This window comes from Polynucleobacter sp. MWH-UH2A (assembly GCF_018687195.1).
In the GTDB taxonomy this organism is placed as follows: domain Bacteria; phylum Pseudomonadota; class Gammaproteobacteria; order Burkholderiales; family Burkholderiaceae; genus Polynucleobacter.
Genome location: NZ_CP061321.1, coordinates 700248 through 720592 on the forward strand (window position 1 = coordinate 700248; position 20345 = coordinate 720592).

At 47.1% G+C, this 20345-nt stretch carries 18 protein-coding genes, 1 pseudogene and 1 riboswitch; of the genes and pseudogenes, 12 read left to right on the forward strand and 7 right to left on the reverse strand.

Annotated features, from left to right (window positions below; all coding sequences use genetic code 11):
• Window positions 1–47: 47 nt before the first annotated feature.
• Window positions 48–264: riboswitch (cobalamin riboswitch) on the reverse strand.
• 82 nt (window positions 265–346) lie between these two features.
• The 6 genes from IC571_RS03830 to IC571_RS03855 all read left to right on the forward strand — a co-directional run bounded on the left by IC571_RS03830 (window position 347) and on the right by IC571_RS03855 (window position 7045).
• Window positions 347–964: a Crp/Fnr family transcriptional regulator gene (locus tag IC571_RS03830; RefSeq protein ID WP_215317498.1), complete on the forward strand. Its 618-nt coding sequence runs from the start codon at window positions 347–349 to the stop codon at window positions 962–964.
• 214 nt (window positions 965–1178) lie between these two features.
• Complete coding sequence (oxc, locus tag IC571_RS03835) at window positions 1179–2888, forward strand: oxalyl-CoA decarboxylase (protein ID WP_173955477.1); 1710 nt, start codon at window positions 1179–1181, stop codon at window positions 2886–2888.
• Window positions 2889–2935: 47 nt separating this feature from the next.
• Window positions 2936–4186, forward strand: a complete 1251-nt coding sequence (gene frc, locus IC571_RS03840; protein ID WP_215317499.1) for a formyl-CoA transferase — start codon at window positions 2936–2938, stop codon at window positions 4184–4186.
• Between the two features lie 120 nt (window positions 4187–4306).
• Window positions 4307–4735, forward strand: a complete 429-nt coding sequence (locus tag IC571_RS03845; protein ID WP_215317500.1) for a PAS domain S-box protein — start codon at window positions 4307–4309, stop codon at window positions 4733–4735.
• Window positions 4736–4863: 128 nt separating this feature from the next.
• Complete coding sequence (frc, locus tag IC571_RS03850) at window positions 4864–6111, forward strand: formyl-CoA transferase (RefSeq protein ID WP_215317501.1); 1248 nt, start codon at window positions 4864–4866, stop codon at window positions 6109–6111.
• Window position 6112: 1 nt separating this feature from the next.
• Window positions 6113–7045, forward strand: a complete 933-nt coding sequence (locus IC571_RS03855; protein WP_215317502.1) for a methionyl-tRNA formyltransferase — start codon at window positions 6113–6115, stop codon at window positions 7043–7045.
• Window positions 7046–7061: 16 nt separating this feature from the next.
• On the opposite strand, the gene panC is transcribed toward IC571_RS03855, so the two are convergent.
• The 4 genes and pseudogenes from panC to metG all read right to left on the reverse strand — a co-directional run.
• Entirely contained in the window at window positions 7062–7913 is an 852-nt protein-coding gene (gene panC / locus IC571_RS03860) for a pantoate--beta-alanine ligase (RefSeq protein ID WP_215317503.1), read from the reverse strand.
• A complete protein-coding gene (locus tag IC571_RS03865; RefSeq protein ID WP_215317504.1) occupies window positions 7910–8773 on the reverse strand; it encodes a ScpA family protein in 864 nt (287 codons plus the stop codon). Before IC571_RS03865 ends, panC begins: the two co-directional genes overlap by 4 nt.
• A complete protein-coding gene (locus tag IC571_RS03870) occupies window positions 8766–8954 on the reverse strand; it encodes a DUF3460 family protein (RefSeq protein WP_215317505.1) in 189 nt (62 codons plus the stop codon). Before IC571_RS03870 ends, IC571_RS03865 begins: the two co-directional genes overlap by 8 nt.
• Before the next feature lie 109 nt (window positions 8955–9063).
• A pseudogene (gene metG / locus IC571_RS03875) lies at window positions 9064–10728 on the reverse strand (methionine--tRNA ligase); the annotation flags it as partial.
• A 144-nt stretch (window positions 10729–10872) separates the two neighbouring features.
• Here metG and IC571_RS03880 point away from each other — a divergent pair.
• The 5 genes from IC571_RS03880 to IC571_RS03900 all read left to right on the forward strand — a co-directional run bounded on the left by IC571_RS03880 (window position 10873) and on the right by IC571_RS03900 (window position 15840).
• Window positions 10873–11724 carry a formate dehydrogenase accessory sulfurtransferase FdhD gene (locus IC571_RS03880; RefSeq protein WP_215317507.1) on the forward strand — a complete coding sequence of 284 codons (852 nt, stop codon included), beginning with the start codon at window positions 10873–10875 and terminating at the stop codon, window positions 11722–11724.
• Window positions 11725–11764: 40 nt separating this feature from the next.
• Window positions 11765–12331 (forward strand): dCTP deaminase, encoded by a 567-nt coding sequence (gene dcd / locus IC571_RS03885; protein ID WP_173955487.1) that lies wholly within the window; start codon window positions 11765–11767, stop codon window positions 12329–12331.
• A gap of 13 nt (window positions 12332–12344) precedes the next feature.
• Window positions 12345–13259: an ion channel gene (locus tag IC571_RS03890; protein WP_215317508.1), complete on the forward strand. Its 915-nt coding sequence runs from the start codon at window positions 12345–12347 to the stop codon at window positions 13257–13259.
• Complete coding sequence (locus IC571_RS03895; protein ID WP_215317509.1) at window positions 13256–15523, forward strand: arginine/lysine/ornithine decarboxylase; 2268 nt, start codon at window positions 13256–13258, stop codon at window positions 15521–15523. The genes IC571_RS03890 and IC571_RS03895 overlap by 4 nt, the downstream gene beginning before the upstream one ends.
• A gap of 62 nt (window positions 15524–15585) precedes the next feature.
• On the forward strand, window positions 15586–15840 hold the full coding sequence (locus IC571_RS03900) for a hypothetical protein (protein WP_215317510.1): 255 nt from the start codon (window positions 15586–15588) through the stop codon (window positions 15838–15840).
• On the opposite strand, the gene IC571_RS03905 is transcribed toward IC571_RS03900, so the two are convergent.
• Genes IC571_RS03905 through argH form a run of 3 tightly spaced genes read right to left on the reverse strand, consistent with a single transcriptional unit; the run spans window position 15809 to window position 19310 of the window.
• Window positions 15809–17338 (reverse strand): TRAP transporter large permease subunit, encoded by a 1530-nt coding sequence (locus IC571_RS03905; RefSeq protein ID WP_215317511.1) that lies wholly within the window; start codon window positions 17336–17338, stop codon window positions 15809–15811. The genes IC571_RS03900 and IC571_RS03905 overlap by 32 nt on opposite strands.
• Window positions 17335–17886, reverse strand: coding sequence for a TRAP transporter small permease subunit (locus IC571_RS03910; protein ID WP_215317512.1), 552 nt, complete (start codon window positions 17884–17886; stop codon window positions 17335–17337). Before IC571_RS03910 ends, IC571_RS03905 begins: the two co-directional genes overlap by 4 nt.
• Before the next feature lie 5 nt (window positions 17887–17891).
• Window positions 17892–19310: an argininosuccinate lyase gene (argH, locus tag IC571_RS03915; protein WP_215317513.1), complete on the reverse strand. Its 1419-nt coding sequence runs from the start codon at window positions 19308–19310 to the stop codon at window positions 17892–17894.
• Window positions 19311–19353: 43 nt separating this feature from the next.
• Between argH and hemC the strand changes: the two genes are divergently transcribed.
• Entirely contained in the window at window positions 19354–20331 is a 978-nt protein-coding gene (hemC, locus tag IC571_RS03920) for a hydroxymethylbilane synthase (RefSeq protein ID WP_215317514.1), read from the forward strand.
• Window positions 20332–20345: the final 14 nt, after the last annotated feature.

The following is a 20345-nucleotide window of genomic DNA, read 5'->3' on the forward strand; positions in this document are numbered from 1 at the left end:
GATCGCAAGATAGGGCGCTGTCATCGGCGCGCGAAGTTCCCCGTCCGCAAAATTCCACCTGTCTTGGCCGGTATCCGGGCTAGTAAATCTCAGAACCTGGCCTTCCCATGCGATTGACGCGCACAGTGGCGTTTTCAGATTCCTGACCTCTTCAAGTGTTTATAAAAGAGGCATTTACTTACCGTTGCGGGGGCAGCACACGTTTAGTGTTTCCCGTTTAACCCTATTGCATTGCAATATGGCACCACGACCCCGCAATTCTAGCCTATCTTGCTGGGGTTTTAGGCTGAAATGCCCGCTTTTTGTGCCAAAAAAGCCTACAATATGGGTCTAGGATGAAGGATTCATGACCGCATTAGATAAGCACCCCGAAAAAAACCTGATTCGCCTTCAGTTGAGTCAAAACTGTGTACTCAATAGCTTAGATGCGGCTGCAATGGCGGAATTAGAGCGCCATTTAGAGATTTCAGATCTCAAAAAGTCCGAGATCTTGTTGCACCAGGGTGATCATCAGATGGAGCAGTACTTTGTGCTGGATGGAATCCTCAAGCGTATCGTTTCTAGCGCTGATGCCAAAGAGATGATCTTGCGTTTTGCCATTGAAAAAGACATTGAGACTAGCTATGCCGCTTGGCGCCTGAAGACCGCGGCCCCATATAGCATTGCCAGCGTTACCAAAGCCCGTGTGGCTCGCATGCCCCTCAAAAAATGGGCAGAGTTTCTGGAAGAGCACAAGTCGCTAAAGGAAAGCTTCGAGTTTGAAGTGATGCGCCTGATGAGTGAGATCATGGCTCATACGATTACTTTACATATGCTTGATGCACCAGGTCGGGTAGAGCGCTTTTTACGTAAGTACGAGGACCTCTTTGAGCTCCTCCCTAAGAAAGAGCTGGCTGCTTATTTAAACCTCTCCCCAGAGACCTTGAGCCGCCTCAAAACCAAGCATAAAGAGCTCTTCATTTAAGCCTTTTGGAAGTCGACAACCCCCTTTAGGATCAAGGATTTGAGGGAAATTGACCGAAGTCAATGATGATCTAGACCCTCAAGCCTAATATTCACCTCAGCCTAAGCGGGTCCCAAAACCCGTTGTGCGATTAATAACTTTATTGGAGACGGTAGCGCAAGCTAAATTGCCTTGACGAATGTTGGGGCTATACCTGCAATTCACATACACAACTATGACAACAGATAATCAAAACACCCAGTTAACAGATGGCTTTCACCTCGTTATCGATGCCTTGAAAGCAAACGACCTAAATACTATTTTCGGTCTTGTTGGTATTCCAATTACTGACCTTTGCCGTTTGGCTCAGGCAGAAGGTTTGCGCTTCATTGGTTTCCGTCACGAGCAACACGCAGGTAATGCTGCAGCGATTGCTGGTTACATGACACAAAAGCCTGGTATTTGCATGACTGTTTCTGCGCCAGGTTTCTTGAATGGTTTGACTGCACTAGCAAACGCTACTGTGAACTGCTTCCCAATGATTTTGATTTCTGGTTCAAGCGAACGCGAGATCGTTGACTTGCAGCAGGGTGACTACGAAGAGATGGATCAGCTCAATGCTGCTAAGCCATACTGTAAAGCTGCTTATCGTATTAATCACATCGAAGATATCGGCATTGGTTTTGCTCGTGCGATTCGTGCAGCCGTTTCTGGTCGTCCAGGCGGTGTGTATTTGGACTTGCCAGCACAGTTGCTTTCTCAAACTATGCCTGTTGAAGAAGCTAAGAAGTCTATCTTCAAGGTAATCGATCCAGTTCCACGTCAAATCCCAGCTGCTGATGCAGTTGCTCGTGCATTAGATGTGCTCAAAGGTGCTAAGCGCCCATTGATTCTCTTGGGCAAAGGTGCTGCTTATGCACAAGCTGATAAAGAAATTCGTGATTTGATCGAAAAATCTGGCATTCCTTATTTACCAATGTCTATGGCAAAAGGTTTGTTGCCAGATAACCATCCACAGTCTGCTTCTGCAGCACGTTCATTCGTATTGGCCGAGGCTGATGCGGTGATGTTGGTTGGTGCTCGTTTGAACTGGTTGCTTGCGCACGGTAAAGGCAAGACATGGGGTAAAGATCCTAAGAAATTTATCCAAATCGATATTCAAGCAAACGAAGTCGATAGCAACGTGCAAATCGCTGCACCATTGATTGGTGATATCGGTTCATGCGTTGGTGAACTCTTGAAGGGTATTTCTGCTGTTCCAAAGCCAAGCGCTGAATGGATTGCTGCAATTACCGAGAAGAAAGAGAAGAACACAGCGAAGATGGCTGAGACATTGGCTAAAGAAGCTAATCCAATGAACTTCCACGGCGCATTACGCGTAATTCGTGATGTGATCAAGAAGAACCCAGATGTGAACTTGGTAAACGAAGGCGCTAATACTTTGGATTACTGCCGCGCTATCGTGGATATGTACAAGCCACGTAAGCGTTTTGACTCTGGTACTTGGGGCATTATGGGTATCGGTATGGGCTACGCTATCGGCGCAGCCGTTACCAGCGGCTTGCCAACAGTGGCAGTTGAGGGTGACAGCGCTTTCGGTTTCAGCGGTATGGAATTAGAAACTGTTTGCCGTTACAAGCTCCCAATCACAACCGTTGTGTTTAACAACAATGGTGTGTATCGCGGCACAGATCAAAACCCAACTGGTGGTGCGGATGTTGCGCCAACCGTGTTCGTTAAAGATGCGCGTTACGACAAGATGATTGAAGCATTTGGTGGTGTTGGCTACTATGTAACTACTCCAGCAGAATTAGAAGCAGCATTAACAGAAGCAATTGCTGCCGGTAAACCAGCTCTTATCAATGCTGTTATTGATGAGACCGCAGGTACTGAAAGTGGACGTTTAACAAACTTAAACCCATCTACAGCAGCTGCTAAGAAGTAATTTAATTAATTTAGAAGCAAACAAGAAATACTTAAGGAGAAACAAGCATGACTAAACCATTAGATGGTATTCGCATTATTGACTTCACACACGTACAAGCAGGTCCTGCATGTACTCAGTTGTTGGCTTGGTACGGTGCAGACGTGATCAAAGTAGAGCGTCCAGGTGCTGGCGACGTTACTCGTAGCCAATTGCGCGATATTCCAGGCGCTGATGCTTTGTATTTCACAATGCTCAACGGTAACAAGCGCTCATTGACATTGGATACTAAGACTGCAGAAGGTAAAGAAGTTTTAGAGAAGATGATCAAGACTTCTGACGTAATGGTTGAGAACTTCGGTCCTGGTGCTTTGGATCGTATGGGTTTCTCTTGGAAGCGTATCCAAGAATTGAATCCAAAAATGATCATGGCTTCTGTAAAAGGCTTTAGCGATGGCCACTCATACGAAGATTTGAAAGTGTATGAGAACGTAGCTCAGTGTGCTGGTGGTGCTGCTTCTACAACTGGTTTCTGGGATGGTCCTCCTACTGTTTCTGCTGCTGCTTTGGGCGACTCTAATACTGGTATGCACTTGGCAATTGGTATTTTGACTGCATTGATGCAACGTGAAAAAACTGGCCGTGGCCAAAAAGTATCTTGCTCAATGCAGGACGCTGTATTGAACTTGTGCCGCGTGAAGTTGCGCGATCAACAACGTTTGGACAAAGTTGGCTACTTGGAAGAGTATCCACAGTATCCACACGGCTCATTCTCTGATGTCGTTCCACGTGGCGGTAACGCTGGTGGTGGCGGTCAGCCAGGTTGGGTGTTGAAGTGTAAAGGTTGGGAAACTGATCCAAACGCATACATCTACTTCACTATTCAAGGTCACGCTTGGGAGCCAATTACTAAGGCTTTGGGCAAACCAGAGTGGGCAACAGATCCTAAATACATGACTGCTGAAGCTCGTCAAGATAAGATTTTTGACATCTTCGCAACTATTGAAGATTGGCTCAAAGATAAGACTAAATACGAAGCTGTGGACATTCTCCGCAAGTTCGATATTCCATGCGCTCCAGTTCTCTCTATGAAAGAATTGGCTGCATCACCAGACTTGCGTAAGAGTGGTTCGATTGTTGAAGTTGACCACAAAGTTCGTGGTAAGTACTTGACTATTGGTAGCCCAATCAAGTTCTCTGATTTGCAAATCGATGTGAAGCCATCTCCTGTATTGGGTGAGCACACTGATGAAGTGTTGTCTGACCTTGGTTACAGCGCTGATGACATCGCTAAATTGCACGCAGCAAAAGCAGTTTAATAAGAACCATCTGTAATTGCAGTATCTCTAAGGCGCTCCTCGTGAGCGCCTTTTTTATTACTTATTAATCTCAGAAGAAATACTTCTGCAGATATTGGCAAATCGTTTTAGACTGAGAATATGAAAACCAGTATTGATTTACACCAGTTGGTAGAGTGTGTTGGTGATGCGATTATCGTGTCAGACGCCAATGAAAAAATTGTCTTGTGGAATCCATCTGCCACTCGCATCTTTGGTTACACCGAAGAAGAGGCTTTAGGCCAGACTTTGGACTTGATTGTTCCTGAACGTCAGCGTCAACGACATAGCGAAGGCTATAGCAAATCAATGCAGACAGGCACAACTCGTTATGGCACTTCTTTGCTGAAGGTTCCTGCTAAGCATAAGGATGGCAACACACTCTCGATCGCATTTACTGTTGGAATGCTATTTGATGCGAATCACCAGGCGAATGGCGTCGTGGCAATTATTCGGGATGAGACTGCTCGGTTTGCCGAGGAAAGAGCTCTGAAAAAGCGCATTGCGGACCTAGAGAATCCAACAACTTAGTTGTATGCAGTTCCTGTAGGCTTTGACTGTAGAGTGTGCTTAAAAATTAAGCACATGCCGTTTCCCAGTAGCCCCCGCTGGTAAAATCGTCCTAATTCAAAATTTTCATTCTTATTAGGACTTAAACCATGGCAAAAGCACTAGAAGGGGTCAAAATCCTCGACTTTACGCACGTTCAATCAGGGCCAACTTGTACGCAGTTGTTGGCCTGGTTTGGCGCAGATGTAATTAAGGTAGAAAAATCAGGGGAAGGGGATGCGACACGCGGACAGCTGCGTGATATTCCTGATGCTGATAGCTTGTATTTCACGATGTTGAACCACAACAAGCGCTCCATCACAGTAAATACGAAGACTCAAAAAGGTAAAGAAATTCTGGAGCGTCTCATTAAGGAGTGTGATGTTCTTGTTGAGAACTTTGCTCCAGGCGCACTCGATCGCATGGGTTTTTCTTGGGAACGTATTCAAGAGTTGAACCCCATGATGATCATGGCATCTGTAAAAGGTTTTGGTCCTGGTCCATACGAAGATTGCAAGGTGTATGAGAACGTCGCACAGTGTGCTGGTGGCTCTGCTTCTACAACCGGTTTTGATGATGGTCCTCCCATGGTTACGGGCGCGCAAATTGGCGATAGCGGCACTGGCTTGCATTTGGCCTTGGGCATCGTGACTGCCTTGTATCAGCGTACCCATTCAGGTCGTGGCCAAAAGGTATTGGCGGCGATGCAAGATGCGGTGTTGAACTTGTGCCGCGTAAAGTTGCGTGATCAGCAGCGCCTAGAACGCAATGGATTGATGCAAGAGTACCCACAGTTCCCTAACGGCGAGTTTGGTGACTCTGTACCCCGCGCTGGTAATGCCTCTGGCGGTGGTCAACCTGGTTGGATTGTGAAATGTAAGGGCTGGGAAAAAGATCCTAATGCCTATATGTATGTGATTGTTCAAGCTCCGGTATGGGAAGCAGTTTGTAAAGTGATTGGTCGTGAAGATTGGATTACTGATGTTCGCTTCGCCTCACCGATGGCACGCTTGCCACACTTAATGGAAATCTTCGCTGAGATTGAGAAGTGGACCATGACCATGACGAAGTTTGAAGTTATGGATATCTTGAACAAGTATGACATTCCGTGCGGCCCCATTTTGTCGATGAAAGAAATCGCAGAAGAGCCAGCATTACGCGCTACAGGAACAGTAGTGGAAGTGGATCATCCGATTCGTGGAAAGTATTTGACCGTTGGCAATCCAATTAAGATGTCAGATAGCCCAACAGAAGTGACACGCTCACCATTACTCGGTGAACATACTGATGAGATTCTGAGCGAGCTTGGATACTCTACAGATGATCTTATCGAACTTCGTCACAGTAAGGTGATCTAAGATGCGGGTTGCTTTGATTGGGAGTGCGGATTTCGGTAAAGCGGCTTTAGAGGCGTTTTTGGATCGCGGCGATGAAGTGGTTGCCGTCTTCTGCCCACCCGATAATCCCAAATCAAGCAAGCCAGAAGTTTTAAAAGAAGCTGCAATTGCAAGGGGGCTTCATCCCTTGCAATTTGCTTCGCTCAAAAGTCCTGAGGCGGCTCAGGCAATGATTGATAGCCAGGCGGATATTTGCGTCATGGCTTATGTGTTGCAGTTTGTTCCGCAAGAGCTTTGCAAAATTCCAAAGCACGGCACAATTCAGTACCACCCATCTTTATTGCCAAAGTATCGTGGCCCAAGCGCCATCAACTGGGCAATTGCATTGGGAGAGGAAAAAACGGGTCTGACTATTTTCCGCCCATCCGATGGCTTGGATGAAGGCGAAGTGATTTTGCAAAAAGAAGTGGCCATCGGACCGGATGACACTCTTGGAAAAATTTACTTTGATCATTTATTTCCGATTGGTGTCAAAGCCCTGTTGGAAGCCGCTGATCTCGTGGTGGCAGGTAAGCATCAAGAAATCGTGCAAGATGAGTCACAAGCAAATTACGAAGGTTGGTTTGATGCCAATGCCGCTCAGATTCATTGGGCATCGCACATTAGCCAAATCTATAACTTGATTCGCGCATGCAACCCTGCGCCGGGTGCATGGACCAAGTTTGGTGAGCAAAAAGTACAAATCTACGATTGTCATAAGCATATTGCAGCAACTTTCGGTGCCGTTAAGGGCAAGCCAGGTGAGGTAACTCAAATCACTTTGGATTCATTCTTTGTGACCTGTCATGGTGGGCAGATCGAAGTACTCAAAGCAAAAGGTGCGGCTGGCAAGGTGAATGGCGCAGAGTTGGCTAAAGAGTTGAGTCTACAAGTAGGGCAGTTCTTCGCCCTGTAAGCTGATGCCTAGAGAATTAAATCTCTAGGTTATCAATCAAGCGAGTTTTTCCAAGTTTGGCGGCAGTCAAAATGACTAGAGGCTCGCCTGCTTGTAGGTTTTCATTTGAAGCGGGCGCAAGATTGCTTTGCTGACGAATGGCAATGTAATCAGGCTTCCAACCCCGGCTTGCTAAATTGGCAACTGCTGCTTTTTCAATCTCGGATATTGCATTGGCGTTTCGTGAACTGAGTTGCAATACTTGTTCACGCACTTGTTTGAGCGCTCTTTGTAGTTCAGGTGCTTCCGCACGTTCTTCGTTAGAGAGGTAGCCATTTCGGGAAGAGAGCGCTAAGCCATCATCAGCGCGAATGGTTTCGCCAGGAATAATCTCTACTGGCAAAGCAAATTGTTTGGCCATTTGGCGGATGATCATCAACTGCTGATAATCCTTTTTGCCAAACACGGCAACCTTGGGCTGGACGCAGGAAAAGAGTTTTAAAACTACGGTACACACGCCCTTAAAAAAGCCTGGGCGGAACTCGCCTTCAAGGATGTCACCAAGCTGTTGAGGCGGATCTACTCGATACTCTTGTGGCTGTGGATAGAGGTCGCGCTCAGTAGGTGCAAATAAGATATACACACCTTCTTTTTCAAGCTTTTCAATATCGGTCTGCATCGTGCGAGGGTAGCTATCGAAATCTTCGTTTGGGCCAAACTGTAAGCGATTCACAAAGATGCTGGCAACTACTGGATCACCATGTTGCCTTGCCAGGCGCATCAGCGATAGATGGCCTTCATGGAGATTACCCATGGTGGGCACAAAGGAGGCGCGATTTTGGCCGCGCAAATGATCGCGCAGTTCTTGAATATCGCTAATGATTTTCATGCAACAGGAGTGTAGGCTAGGCGAACGTAAATTGGTGCGTAGGGTTCTGCTTGGGTGATCTCCACCAAAGATTCGCGAGAAAGTTCCAGCATGGCAATAAAGTTGACAATGACAACTGGAATTCCCTTGCCAGACTTGATGGCATCTTCAAATAGTTCGCTAAATTCGATAAAGCGGGTATTTTGCAGGCGACGCAAAATACGGGTCATAAAGTCACGCACAGAAAGTTCTTCACGAGTGATGGTGTGGTGCTGAGTTAACTTAGCGCGGTGCAAGACATCGCGCCAGGCCATTTGTAGGTCTTCTAAATTGACTTCTGGCCATGTGATTGCAACGGTAGTATCGACAAAACCATGCGCCACTTGGAAGTCACGTCCATGCTGTGGAATTTGGTCGAGCTCTTGAGCGGCCAGCTTCATGCGCTCATATTCAAGTAGGCGACGAACTAGCTCTGCGCGTGGATCTTCCACTTCCTCTTCACTGTCAGCCTTCTTCATTGGCAACAACATGCGTGATTTAATTTCAATCAACATGGCGGCCATCAGTAGATATTCTGCAGCGAGCTCAAGATTGTGATGACGAATTTGGTCGATGTAACTGAGGTACTGTTGTGTAACCTGCGCCATCGGAATATCGAGAACATTAAAGTTTTGCTTACGAATCAAATACAGCAAAAGATCGAGCGGGCCTTCAAAGGCCTCAAGGAAAACTTCCAATGCATCAGGCGGAATGTATAAATCGTTTGGAAGCTTAAACAGTGGTTCGCCATAAAGCTTGGCGAACGCTTCCGACATACCATCGGTGACCGATGGGGTGCTATCTAGTAAATCCGGAATTGGCTGAGAATTTGGCTCAGTCATTCGAGTAAACGTAGGCGCGTTGTTTGAGTTTGGCTGCTTTGGCGCGACGTTGGTCTTCGACAGTCAGAGGCTCCTTGTCCCATAGTAGGGCGCGACCAGCTTGTTGGTCAGCCTCCAGATGTGGTTTTTGGGTCTTCAGTTCATTTAAGAACTGGGTGAATTCGGATTGGTATCTTGCCATGACGTTTCCTAAAATACTCAATAAATTCAATAACTTATAAAGTTAAAGGCTAATGCACATTGAGGTCTATGAGCACCATTATAGGTGCTTTTTAGACCGATTTTTACAAGTTTGCAGCCAGTAAAGCCTCTATTTGTGGGGCTTCAACCCGGGTCATGAGGTGCTTGTAGGGCTTGATTGGGTTTTTGCTTGAGAGCGGTGTGGCGATGTCAGACCAAGACTGGGGTTTCAATGACAAAAATTCTTCAACACCGGCAGCCACATTCGGGATGATTGGCTTTAAATAAAGGCTGAGCATTCTGAATGCTTCTAGGGTCACGCTACAGACTTTTTGTAGGTCAGCTTCACGGGCTGGATCCTTAGCGATTTCCCAAGGCTTGTTTTCATCAACAAAGCCGTTTACCTTATCTGCAAGCTCCATGATCGAACGCAAGGCTTTGGCAAACTCTCTTCCCTCGTAGAGTGCCGCAATTTTTTCGCTGGCGTCTGCAATTTCTTTTAACAAGGGGTGACCCATTGCTTCATCAGAAACAACGCCGCCAAAACGCTTCACCAAGAAACCGGCACTACGGCTTGCAATATTGATGTACTTACCTAACAGATCACTATTCACACGCGCAACAAAGTCTTGAAGATTTAAATCTAAATCTTCCATGCTGTCATTAAGCTTAGTAGCAAAGTAATAGCGGAACCATTCAGGATTAAAGCCGCACTCAATCACGCTGTTTGCAGAAATGAGCGTACCACGTGACTTACTCATCTTCTCGCCGTCAACGGTTAAGAATCCATGAGCGAATACATTGGTTGGCGTGCGGTAGCCTGCAAATTGCAAAGTGGCTGGCCAGAACAGGGTATGGAAATACAGAATGTCTTTACCAATGAAATGGTATTGCTCTGTAGTGGTGTCAGGCTTGACCCACTCATCAAAATTCAGGCCTTTGGCTTGGCAGTAATTGAGGAAGCTGGCGTAGTAGCCAATTGGCGCGTCCAGCCAGACATAGAAGTATTTACCAGGTGCATCGGGGATTTCAAAGCCGAAATAGGGGGCATCACGAGAAATATCCCAGTCGCCTAATTTGCTATCGCCAGGCTCACCAACCCATTCTTTCATCTTATTACGGGCTTCGGATTGCAGCGGTGTTTTTACTTGTGTCCACTCACGTAAAAAAGCTTCGCAACGTGGATCGGATAATTTAAAGAAATAGTGATCAGAGACTTTCTTGATTGGAGTTGCACCACTCACTACTGAAAACGGGTTCTTTAAATCCGTTGGGGAATAAGTAGCACCACATTTTTCGCAATTGTCGCCGTACTGATCTTTTGCGCCACACTTCGGGCATTCACCTTTAATGAAACGATCTGGTAAGAACATCTCTTTGACTGGATCGTATGCCTGTTCAATAGCACGCTTCTCAATCAACCCTGCATCGCGTAGCTTGAGGTAGATGCTTTGTGAGAGTGTTTCATTCTCAGGACTATCAGTGGTGTAGTAGTTATCAAATGAAATCAGAAAATTGTCGAAGTCGCGTTTATGTTCTTTCCAAACATTCGCGATTAATTCTTTAGGAGTCAACCCTTCTTTCTCGGCGCGCAGCATGATGGGTGTGCCATGGGTGTCGTCGGCGCCAACATAATGAACCTCATGGCCGCGCATGCGCTGGAAGCGAACCCAAATATCAGTTTGGATGTATTCCACCAAGTGGCCAATATGGATCTGACCATTGGCATACGGCAGGGCGGAGGTAACGAGAAGGCGGCGCTGTGAGCTACTCATGTAAAGCGGATGATTGAAGAAAGGTTAAATTGGGGCTTAATCCAACATTATGATGGCTTGAGCAGTGATTTTAGTCTGCGGTTAAAGTAAAGATCCGTTTAGTGTCGATAAAATAGTGCTCACCCCCGATTTAGAAGGTAGTTCATGTCCGTAGAGGCTGCAAAACCCACCATTCAAATGTCCAGCGCTTCAGTGCCCTTGGTGCACGAGGTCGAGGTTTTGGATGAGGCAGGGCGTCGCAAGTTAACTCATATTCCTGGGGAACGTCCACTGACGATTTATCTGGACAAGCGTGAGGTGGTGACCTTGATGACCTTGGGAGGTGCTCCCGAAGCTTTGGTCTTGGGCTACCTGCGCAATCAACGCTTGGTGGAATCGCCGGATGATATTGAAAGTATTCAGGTGGACTGGGAAACCGATTCGGCGGCGGTGAAGACTCGGCGCAGTACGGTGGATATCGACGCCTTAACGAGCAAGCGCGTTGTCACTACCGGTTGTGGTCAGGGCACGATGTTTGGTGGCCTCATGGAGGAGATGGCAGAGATTCGCTTGCCAGACGGCCCCAAGCTCACCCAAGAGGCCATCATTGCCCTAGTTGAGAACATTCGGGTTCATGACACGATTTACAAAAAGTCCGGATCAGTTCATGCCTGCGCCGTATTTGAGCGCGAGGGTGAGCATGGTGTGCGTCTATTGCACCTGATTGAAGATGTAGGGCGTCACAATGCGGTGGACTCGATTTCAGGCTTGATGTGGCTGGCGAATAAACCTGGCAGAGATTTGGTCTTCTTTACCACAGGGCGCCTTACCTCGGAGATGGTGATCAAGGGCGCCCAGATGGGCATCCCATTCTTGCTAACCCGCTCAGGGGTCACTCTGATGGGCTTAGAGCTGGCGCGTAAGACAAACCTCAGCATCCTGTCCCGTTGTTCGGGCAAACACTTTGAGATCTACAACGCCCCAGAGCGGGTGGTTTTTAGTCCAAAAACCCCATAATTTCATGGGCAGTAGGGGTCGAAGGTTTTACAATTCGCCCATGACTATTAAATCTGACCACTGGATCCGCCGCATGGGCGAGCAAGGCATGATCAGCCCATTTGAACCTGGGCAAATTCGCCAAGACGCCTCAGGCAACAAAATCGTAAGTTATGGCACATCAAGTTATGGCTATGACATTCGTTGCGCAGACGAATTTAAGATCTTTACCAATATCAACAGCACAATTGTTGACCCTAAAAACTTTGATGAGCAATCCTTTGTGGATTTCAAGGGTGATGTTTGCATCATTCCTCCAAACTCATTTGCCTTAGCAAGAACCGTTGAGTATTTCAAGATTCCTCGTAGCGTCTTAACTGTATGCGTTGGTAAAAGCACATATGCACGCTGCGGCATTATTGTGAACGTAACCCCATTCGAACCAGAGTGGGAAGGTTATGTCACCTTAGAGTTTTCTAACACCACACCATTGCCCGCCAAAATTTATGCGGGTGAGGGTTGCGCGCAAGTACTCTTCTTCGAGAGTGACGAAGTTTGTGGCACATCCTATAAAGATCGTGGTGGTAAATATCAAGGTCAGCGGGGCGTAACCCTGCCTAAGACCTAATTCATTCACGGTAGTGGAAAAATTTCACCTGGGTCGCCGCCCCGAGCGGATCAACCTCGATGAATACCGCGCCACGCTGACGCGTTCGGCCGTAGCGCGTCCAGAAAACAATTTCTATCATTGGTTGTTAGGCACAAGCTGGAGCAAGTTTTTGCTCTTAGTGATTTGTGTCTACTTGGGTACCAATTTCTTATTTGCATTGGCCTACTTAGCCTGTGGACCAGGCGCGATCACCAATACAACCCCAGGCTCATTGATTGATGTATTTTTCTTTAGCGTACAAACTATGGCAACCATTGGTTATGGTCAGATGACGCCAGTAGGGCATTGGCCAAACTCAATCGTGACATTCGAGGCATTCTTTGGAATTGTGTACTCAGCTTTAACAACGGGTTTAGCGTTCGCTCGATTTACACGACCAACGGCTGGTGTGCGATTCACGAAAGTAGCGGTAGTGGGTAATCATGATGGCATCAAAACCTTAAAGTTTCGCGTTGCCAATGATCGTAGCTCGCATATTGTGGAGGCTCAACTTCGCCTATGGTTAATTGCTGAGAGCATGACAGCAGAGGGCGAGCGCTATCGGAGATCAGTTGAGTTGCCACTCCATCGTTCAGAGAGTCCAGTCTTCTCTTTGACGTGGACTGCAATGCATAGCCTGGATGAATCTAGTGCCTTAAATGAGTTCTTAGGTAATAGCGCGCTCAATGGCCATTGGCACCTCTTAATTACCTTTACGGGCTATCACGAGAGCCTCGCCAACCAAGTTTATGCCCGACATGTTTACTTGCCTCGGGATGTGCAGCAAAATGCGTCATTTATCGATATAGTCACGGTTTTGCCAGATGGTGGGCGGGTCATTGATCTAGCCAATTTTGAGAAGTGGGTTCCGAACACATCGGACAAAACAGCAGGGGAGTATTTATGAAATTTCGTTTCCCAATCATCATTATTGATGAAGACTTTCGCTCAGAGAATATTTCGGGTTCGGGTATTCGCGACCTCGCCGAGGCGATTGAGAACGAAGGTATGGAGGTCATTGGCTTAACTAGCTATGGCGACTTGACCTCATTTGCCCAACAAGCATCCCGTGCTTCTTCATTTATCGTATCTATTGATGATGAAGAGTTTGTTTCAGATTCTGAGGATCATGATCTTCCTGCATTGAATAACTTGCGTGCGTTTATTACTGAGGTGCGCAAGCGCAATGAAGATATTCCCATCTTCTTGTATGGTGAGACCCGTACCTCGCGCCACATGCCTAACGATATTTTGCGCGAATTACATGGCTTCATTCACATGAATGAAGATACTCCTGAGTTTGTTGCGCGCCACATTATTCGTGAAGCCAAAGTGTATTTGGATTCATTGGCGCCACCATTCTTCCGTGCCTTAACCAATTACGCATCTGAAGGCTCTTACTCTTGGCATTGCCCTGGCCATTCAGGGGGCGTTGCATTTCTAAAGAGTCCTGTAGGACGCATGTTTCATCAGTTTTTTGGTGAGAATATGCTCCGCGCTGACGTATGTAATGCGGTGGAGGAGTTGGGTCAACTCCTGGACCATACTGGACCAGTCCTCCAGAGCGAGCGCAATGCAGCCCGCATCTTTAATTCAGATCATTTGTTCTTTGTAACCAATGGAACATCGACTTCAAACAAAATTGTTTGGCATTCCACCGTTGCCCCTGGTGACGTTGTCTTGGTTGATCGTAATTGCCATAAGTCAGTGATTCATTCGATCACGATGATGGGCGCAATCCCGATTTTCTTAATGCCAACCCGTAATCACCTTGGCATTATTGGTCCAATTCCAAAAGAGGAATTTGAGTGGGCCAACATCAAAAAGAAAATTGATGCCAACCCGTTCATCAAGAACAAGAACGTTGTTCCACGTGTGATGACGCTGACGCAAAGCACCTACGACGGTATCGTTTACAACGTGGAGATGATCAAAGAGATGCTGGATGGCAAGGTTGATTCTTTGCATTTTGACGAAGCTTGGTTGCCACATGCTGCATTTCATCCGTTCTATAAAGATATGCATGCGATTGGCGCTGACCGTAAGCGGACCAAGAAGAGCTTGATGTTCGCTACCCAGTCAACCCACAAGCTCTTGGCAGGTTTATCTCAGGCCTCACAAGTGTTGGTACAGGATGCTGAAGAGCACAAGCTGGATAAGGATTGTTTTAATGAGGCTTATCTGATGCATACCTCAACCAGCCCTCAGTACGCCATCATTGCGTCTTGCGACGTATCTGCAGCGATGATGGAATCTCCTGGCGGGACTACCTTGGTTGAAGAATCTATTGCTGAAGCAATGGATTTCCGTCGCGCCATGCGTGAAGTAGATGATAAGTTTGGCGCAGATTGGTGGTTTAAGGTTTGGGGCCCAGATCATTTGGCCGAAGAGGGTATTGGCGAGCGCTCTGATTGGGTGTTGGAGCCGAATGCAAGTTGGCATGACTTTGGCAAACTTGCCAAGGGCTTCAATATGCTTGATCCGATTAAGGCTACAGTAGTCACCCCCGGTCTTGATATTGAAGGTAATTTTGGCTCGATGGGTATTCCAGCAAGTATCGTGACTAAGTATCTTGCTGAGCATGGTGTGATCGTGGAGAAGTGCGGCTTATATTCTTTCTTCATTATGTTCACCATCGGCATCACCAAAGGTCGTTGGAATACTCTGGTAACGGAGTTGCAACAATTTAAAGATCACTTTGATAAAAATGCACCGCTGTGGAAAGTCTTGCCAGAGTTCGTGGCGAAGCACCCACGTTATGAGCGCGTTGGTCTGAAAGACATTTGCCAGCAAATCCATGAGTTCTATAAGAGCCGTAATGTGGCTCGTATGACTACTGAGATGTACACATCGGATATGGAGCCAGCCATGATGCCTTCAGAGGCTTGGGCAAAAATGGCGCACAAAGAAGTCGATCGCGTTCCATTGGATCAATTGGACGGTCGCGTGACCGCCATGTTGGTTACACCTTATCCTCCTGGTATTCCACTTCTCATTCCAGGTGAGCGCTTTAACAAACGCATCGTGGATTATCTCTATTTTGCGAGGGACTTTAATGAGAAGTTCCCTGGCTTTGAGACCGATATTCATGGCTTGGTTAAAGCGGATGTGGATGGACGTAGTGAGTACTATGTCGACTGCGTGCGACAGCAGCCGGATATCACCCTATAAAAGGAATTCTGACTCTTGATATAAAAACCCCGCAGATGCGGGGTTTTTGTTTGCAAATCTAAATGAAGCTATGTATCTTTGCTGATTTCTATTTACAAGGAAATTATGCGGTGAAGAAGACAAGAACAAAAAATATTCCACCTATCGCCTCAGCATTTCCTGATAGTTCGCCAGGCGAAACTAATGACACTTTATATCTTTTGCAATCGCCGACCAATGCAATACACCTTAGTGCATCGATGCTGGAATATTCTCGGGGTAAAAAACAACGATCTAAGGCTGGAATTATTTACCAGGCCTATCTAATTGAAAAGTAACTGGAGCATCTTCATCCACTTTATTGGATTGCTCTGGTTTATTTTCGTCGGATTCTGTGAAATTAAATTCCTGACTTTGCACTACCGCTGCAGGTTTATCTAGGAAAGTGGTCACCATTGCTGGAAAAGCCATAACCAGTACCACCATGACAAGTTGTAAGGCTACCCAAGGTAATGCGCCCCAATAGATATCGCTACTCTTTACCTCTTTGGGGGCAACACCCCTGAGATAAAACAAGGCAAAACCAAAAGGTGGGTGCATAAATGAGGTTTGCATGTTGACGCACAACATCACCCCAAACCAAACAAGAGCTGCGCTTGCTGCTGACTGGGGATTGCCATTCATAGACTCGAGCAATACGGGTGAGAGCAATTTAACGGCCACCGGTGCCAGCATGGGCACCACAATAAATGCAATCTCAAAGAAGTCCAAGAAGAACGCCAAGAAGAAGACAAAGAGGTTAACGACAATCAAGAAGCCAACCCAGCCACCAGGTAAATTCGAGAACAGTTCCTCCACCCAGCGACCACCATCAACACCTTGGAAGACAACCGAGAAGCAAGTTGAGCCAATCAAAATAAACACGACCATGGCAGTGATGCGCATGGTGTTTTGATAGGACTCTTTAATAAGCCCTGAGAGATTGGGAATGCTTGCGCGACGTAGCCAAGCGAGCAAAAGGGCACCCATCGCACCCATCGCACCAGATTCGGTTGGGGTGGCAATACCAGTCATGATGGTACCGAGTACCAAGAAGATGAGGACTGCGGATGGGATGATGCCCATCAAACATTTTTTCCATAAAGCCCAGCCTTTAAGGGTGAGATCGCTTTCCGGAACAGGTGGCAAATAATCTGGACGAATGCGTGAGAGGAAGAAGGTGTAAAGCGCAAACAAAGCAATTTGCAAAAGGGACGGGCCCCATGCACCAAGATACATGCTGCCAACATCTGCGCTGCCGCTTTGGGTTTTTAGCTGGTCCGCTAGAACGATGAGCACTAATGATGGAGGTACTAACTGTGTAATGGTTCCTGAAGCTGCTAGAACGCCTGTAGCGTAGCGCATGTTATAGCCATAGCGCATCATTACTGGAAGCGAGATCATCGCCATAGCAATCACTTGGGCGGCTACCGTACCTGTAATGGCGCCAAGAATAAAGCCAACAATAATGACGGAGTAACCAAGGCCGCCTCGCACTCGGCCAAAGAGCTGACCCATTGAGTCCAGCATCTCTTCTGCGAGACCACAACGCTCCAGAATCGCTCCCATAAAGGTAAAGAAGGGAATGGCGAGCAGCAAATCATTCGCTAGAACGCTGCCAAAGATTCGTTGTGGAATGGCTTGTAAAAAAGCAACCCCAAAAAATCCTTCGCTCATCGCAATAATGGAGAAGAATAATCCTGCAGCCATTAATGAAAATGCAACCGGAAAGCCGATCAGCATAAAGATGATCAATCCGCCGAACATGAGAGGGGGCATCCACTCCAATGGAATCATTGCATGGGCTTTTCGTAATGAAGATCTTCAGCGGACAAGGTGTATTCACCTTTGAGTGCGCCAATGCGTTTGATGATTTCAGATAAGCCTTGCAGGCTCAGCATGAAGAAACCAAATGGCACGATGAACTTAATGGGATAGCGAGCCAGACCCCCAGAATTTAAAGAGCCTTCAGAGATGAGCCAAGAGGGGTAAAACAGGCTGGTCCACGAGAGCCAGGTAAAGAGTAGGCAAGCGGGCATCAAGAAGCAAATAAAACCAAATAAGTCTAGCCAAATACGACCACGATCGGAGAGTTGCGAGTAGATGAGATCAACTCGTACGTGCTCATTTCGTTTGAGTGTGTAAGAGGCGCCGAGCATGACAGCTGCGCTAAATAAATACCACTGCAATTCCAGCGGCCAGTTATTGCTGATATCTAAACCATAGCGTAGTAATGCGTTCGCAGCGGAAACGACGCAAGAGAGCAAAATCATGATGCTGGCTGCACCGCCAAGCAATTGATTGATACGATCAATTGCTTGGGAGATTTTGTTCCAAAACCCCATGCTGATTAGAGGTCTGCGCGACCCCGCTTGATAGCGGCGAGTACTTGGGCTGGGGCTGTGCCACCAGCATGCTGGCGGGATTGCACAGAACCTTCTACCGTGAGTAATTTAAATACGTCATCACCGATAAGTTCAGGGCGACTATCTAAGCCACATGCAAAGCGTAACTCTGACAGACTTAAGTCGGTCAACATGCAGTTTCTGCCAACGCAGGCTTTAACTGCATGGGCTACCGCCTCATGCGCATCTCGGAAGGCCAAGCCTTTTTTAACCAGGTAGTCAGCTAGGTCGGTGGCGGTTGCAAAGCCTTCTTCAGCAGCCGCTTTCATGACATCTGCTTTTACTTCAATATGCGGCACCATATCGGCGAAGATACGCAGGGTATCTTGCACAGTATCGACTGCATCAAATAAAGGTTCTTTATCCTCTTGGTTATCTTTGTTGTAAGCCAGAGGTTGACCCTTCATCAGGGTTAGCAAAGAAATTAAATCACCATAGACGCGCCCAGTCTTGCCGCGCGCCAATTCTGGAACATCAGGATTCTTCTTCTGGGGCATGATGGAGCTGCCAGTGCAGAAGCGATCTGGTAAATCAATAAAGCCAAAGCGAGGGCTTAACCAGAGGATTAGCTCTTCAGAAAGACGTGAAACGTGCATCATCAAAATAGAGGCGAAGGCGCAGAATTCAATCGCAAAATCACGATCTGACACAGCATCTAAAGAATTGTTGCAGATGCCATCAAAGCCTAGTGTCTTAGCCACTTGCTCGCGATCGATGGGGTAGGTGGTGCCTGCCAGTGCAGCTGCACCCAAAGGCAAGCGGTTAAAGCGTGCGCGCAGATCAGCAAGACGACTTGCGTCGCGGCTGAACATTTCAAAGTAGGCCATCAAGTGATGACCAAAGGTAATAGGTTGCGCAACTTGTAAGTGCGTGTGACCAGGCATGATCGTAGCAGCATGCTTTTCTGCTAAATCCAATAAAGCGGTACGTAGTACTTTTAAGCTCGTCGCAATTTCATCTACGCTGCCTCTTAACCACAAACGTAAATCGGTGGCGACTTGATCGTTACGTGAACGACCGGTATGCAAGCGTTTGCCTGCATCGCCCACTAGTTCTGTGAGGCGTGCTTCGATATTGAGATGGACATCCTCCAGAGCGAGCTGCCAGTTAAATTTGCCTGCTTCAATTTCACTCTTGATTTGAGCCATGCCACGCTCAATATCAGCCAGATCTTGGGCGCTGATAATCTTTTGAGTAGCCAACATCTGGGCGTGAGCCAAAGATCCAGCAATATCGACTAGCGCAAAACGTTGATCAAAACCAATAGAGGCTGTATAACGCTGAACGAGTTCGTCAACCGGTTCGGTAAAACGGGCCGACCAGGCTTGGGCTTTATTGGCAAGGGAATTTTTGGATGAGCTCATAAACACAGTATATTGGTGTAGGTCTTTGATTATTTTAAATGTTATGTCTGATTCCCTGAATTCTTCGCCCCTAGTAGCCGCTCAGTTAGCCCCTGAGCGCCTAGTCATTGCTTCCCGTGAGAGCCGATTGGCCATGTGGCAGGCTGAACACGTGCGCGATTGCCTAAAAAAGCTCTATCCAGCATGCGATGTTCAGATTTTGGGAATGACAACCCGTGGCGACCAAATTTTGGATCGAGCCCTTTCCAAGGTGGGGGGTAAAGGTCTTTTTGTAAAAGAATTAGAAACTGCGCTAGAGGATGGTCGTGCTGACCTAGCGGTTCACTCTCTTAAAGATGTCCCTATGGTGATGCCTGAGGGATTTGAGCTTGCTTGCGTTATGGCAAGGGAGGATGCCAGGGATGCATTCGTGTCAAATGATTACGCTAGTTTAGATGCGCTTCCAAAAGGTGCAATTGTGGGCACGTCCAGTTTGCGTCGAGAATCTGTATTGCGCGCAAAATTTCCCCATCTAGAAATTGTTCCTCTGCGGGGCAACTTAGATACGCGAATGAGTAAGTTGGATCGTGGTGAGTATCAAGCCATTATTTTGGCGGCGGCTGGTTTGAAACGATTGGGATTAGAGAGTCGTATTCGAGATTACCTTCCGTATGATCCGTACACACCAGCAGCGGGCCAAGGCGCTTTGGGTATCGAAACGCTCAGTAAACATCCCAATATCAAGCAATGGTTGGCGCCATTAAATGATCTTGCAACTTTATATGCCGTATCTGCTGAGCGTATGGTGTCTCGTCAGTTAGGCGGTTCCTGTGAAGTGCCTTTGGCAGCTTACGCTCAGTGGAATGATCAACAGATGGATATTCGTTCTTTTGTTGCGAGTACCGATGGCAAGACTTTCTGCTTGGCTACTGGCAATGCAAAGGTTAATAGCGTTGCCGATGCTGAAGCACTTGGTTTAACAGTGGCTCAAGATCTAATTGCGCAGGGCGCTGCAGACTTGATCCCCAAAATTGCAAAATAGAAACTCGAATTCAT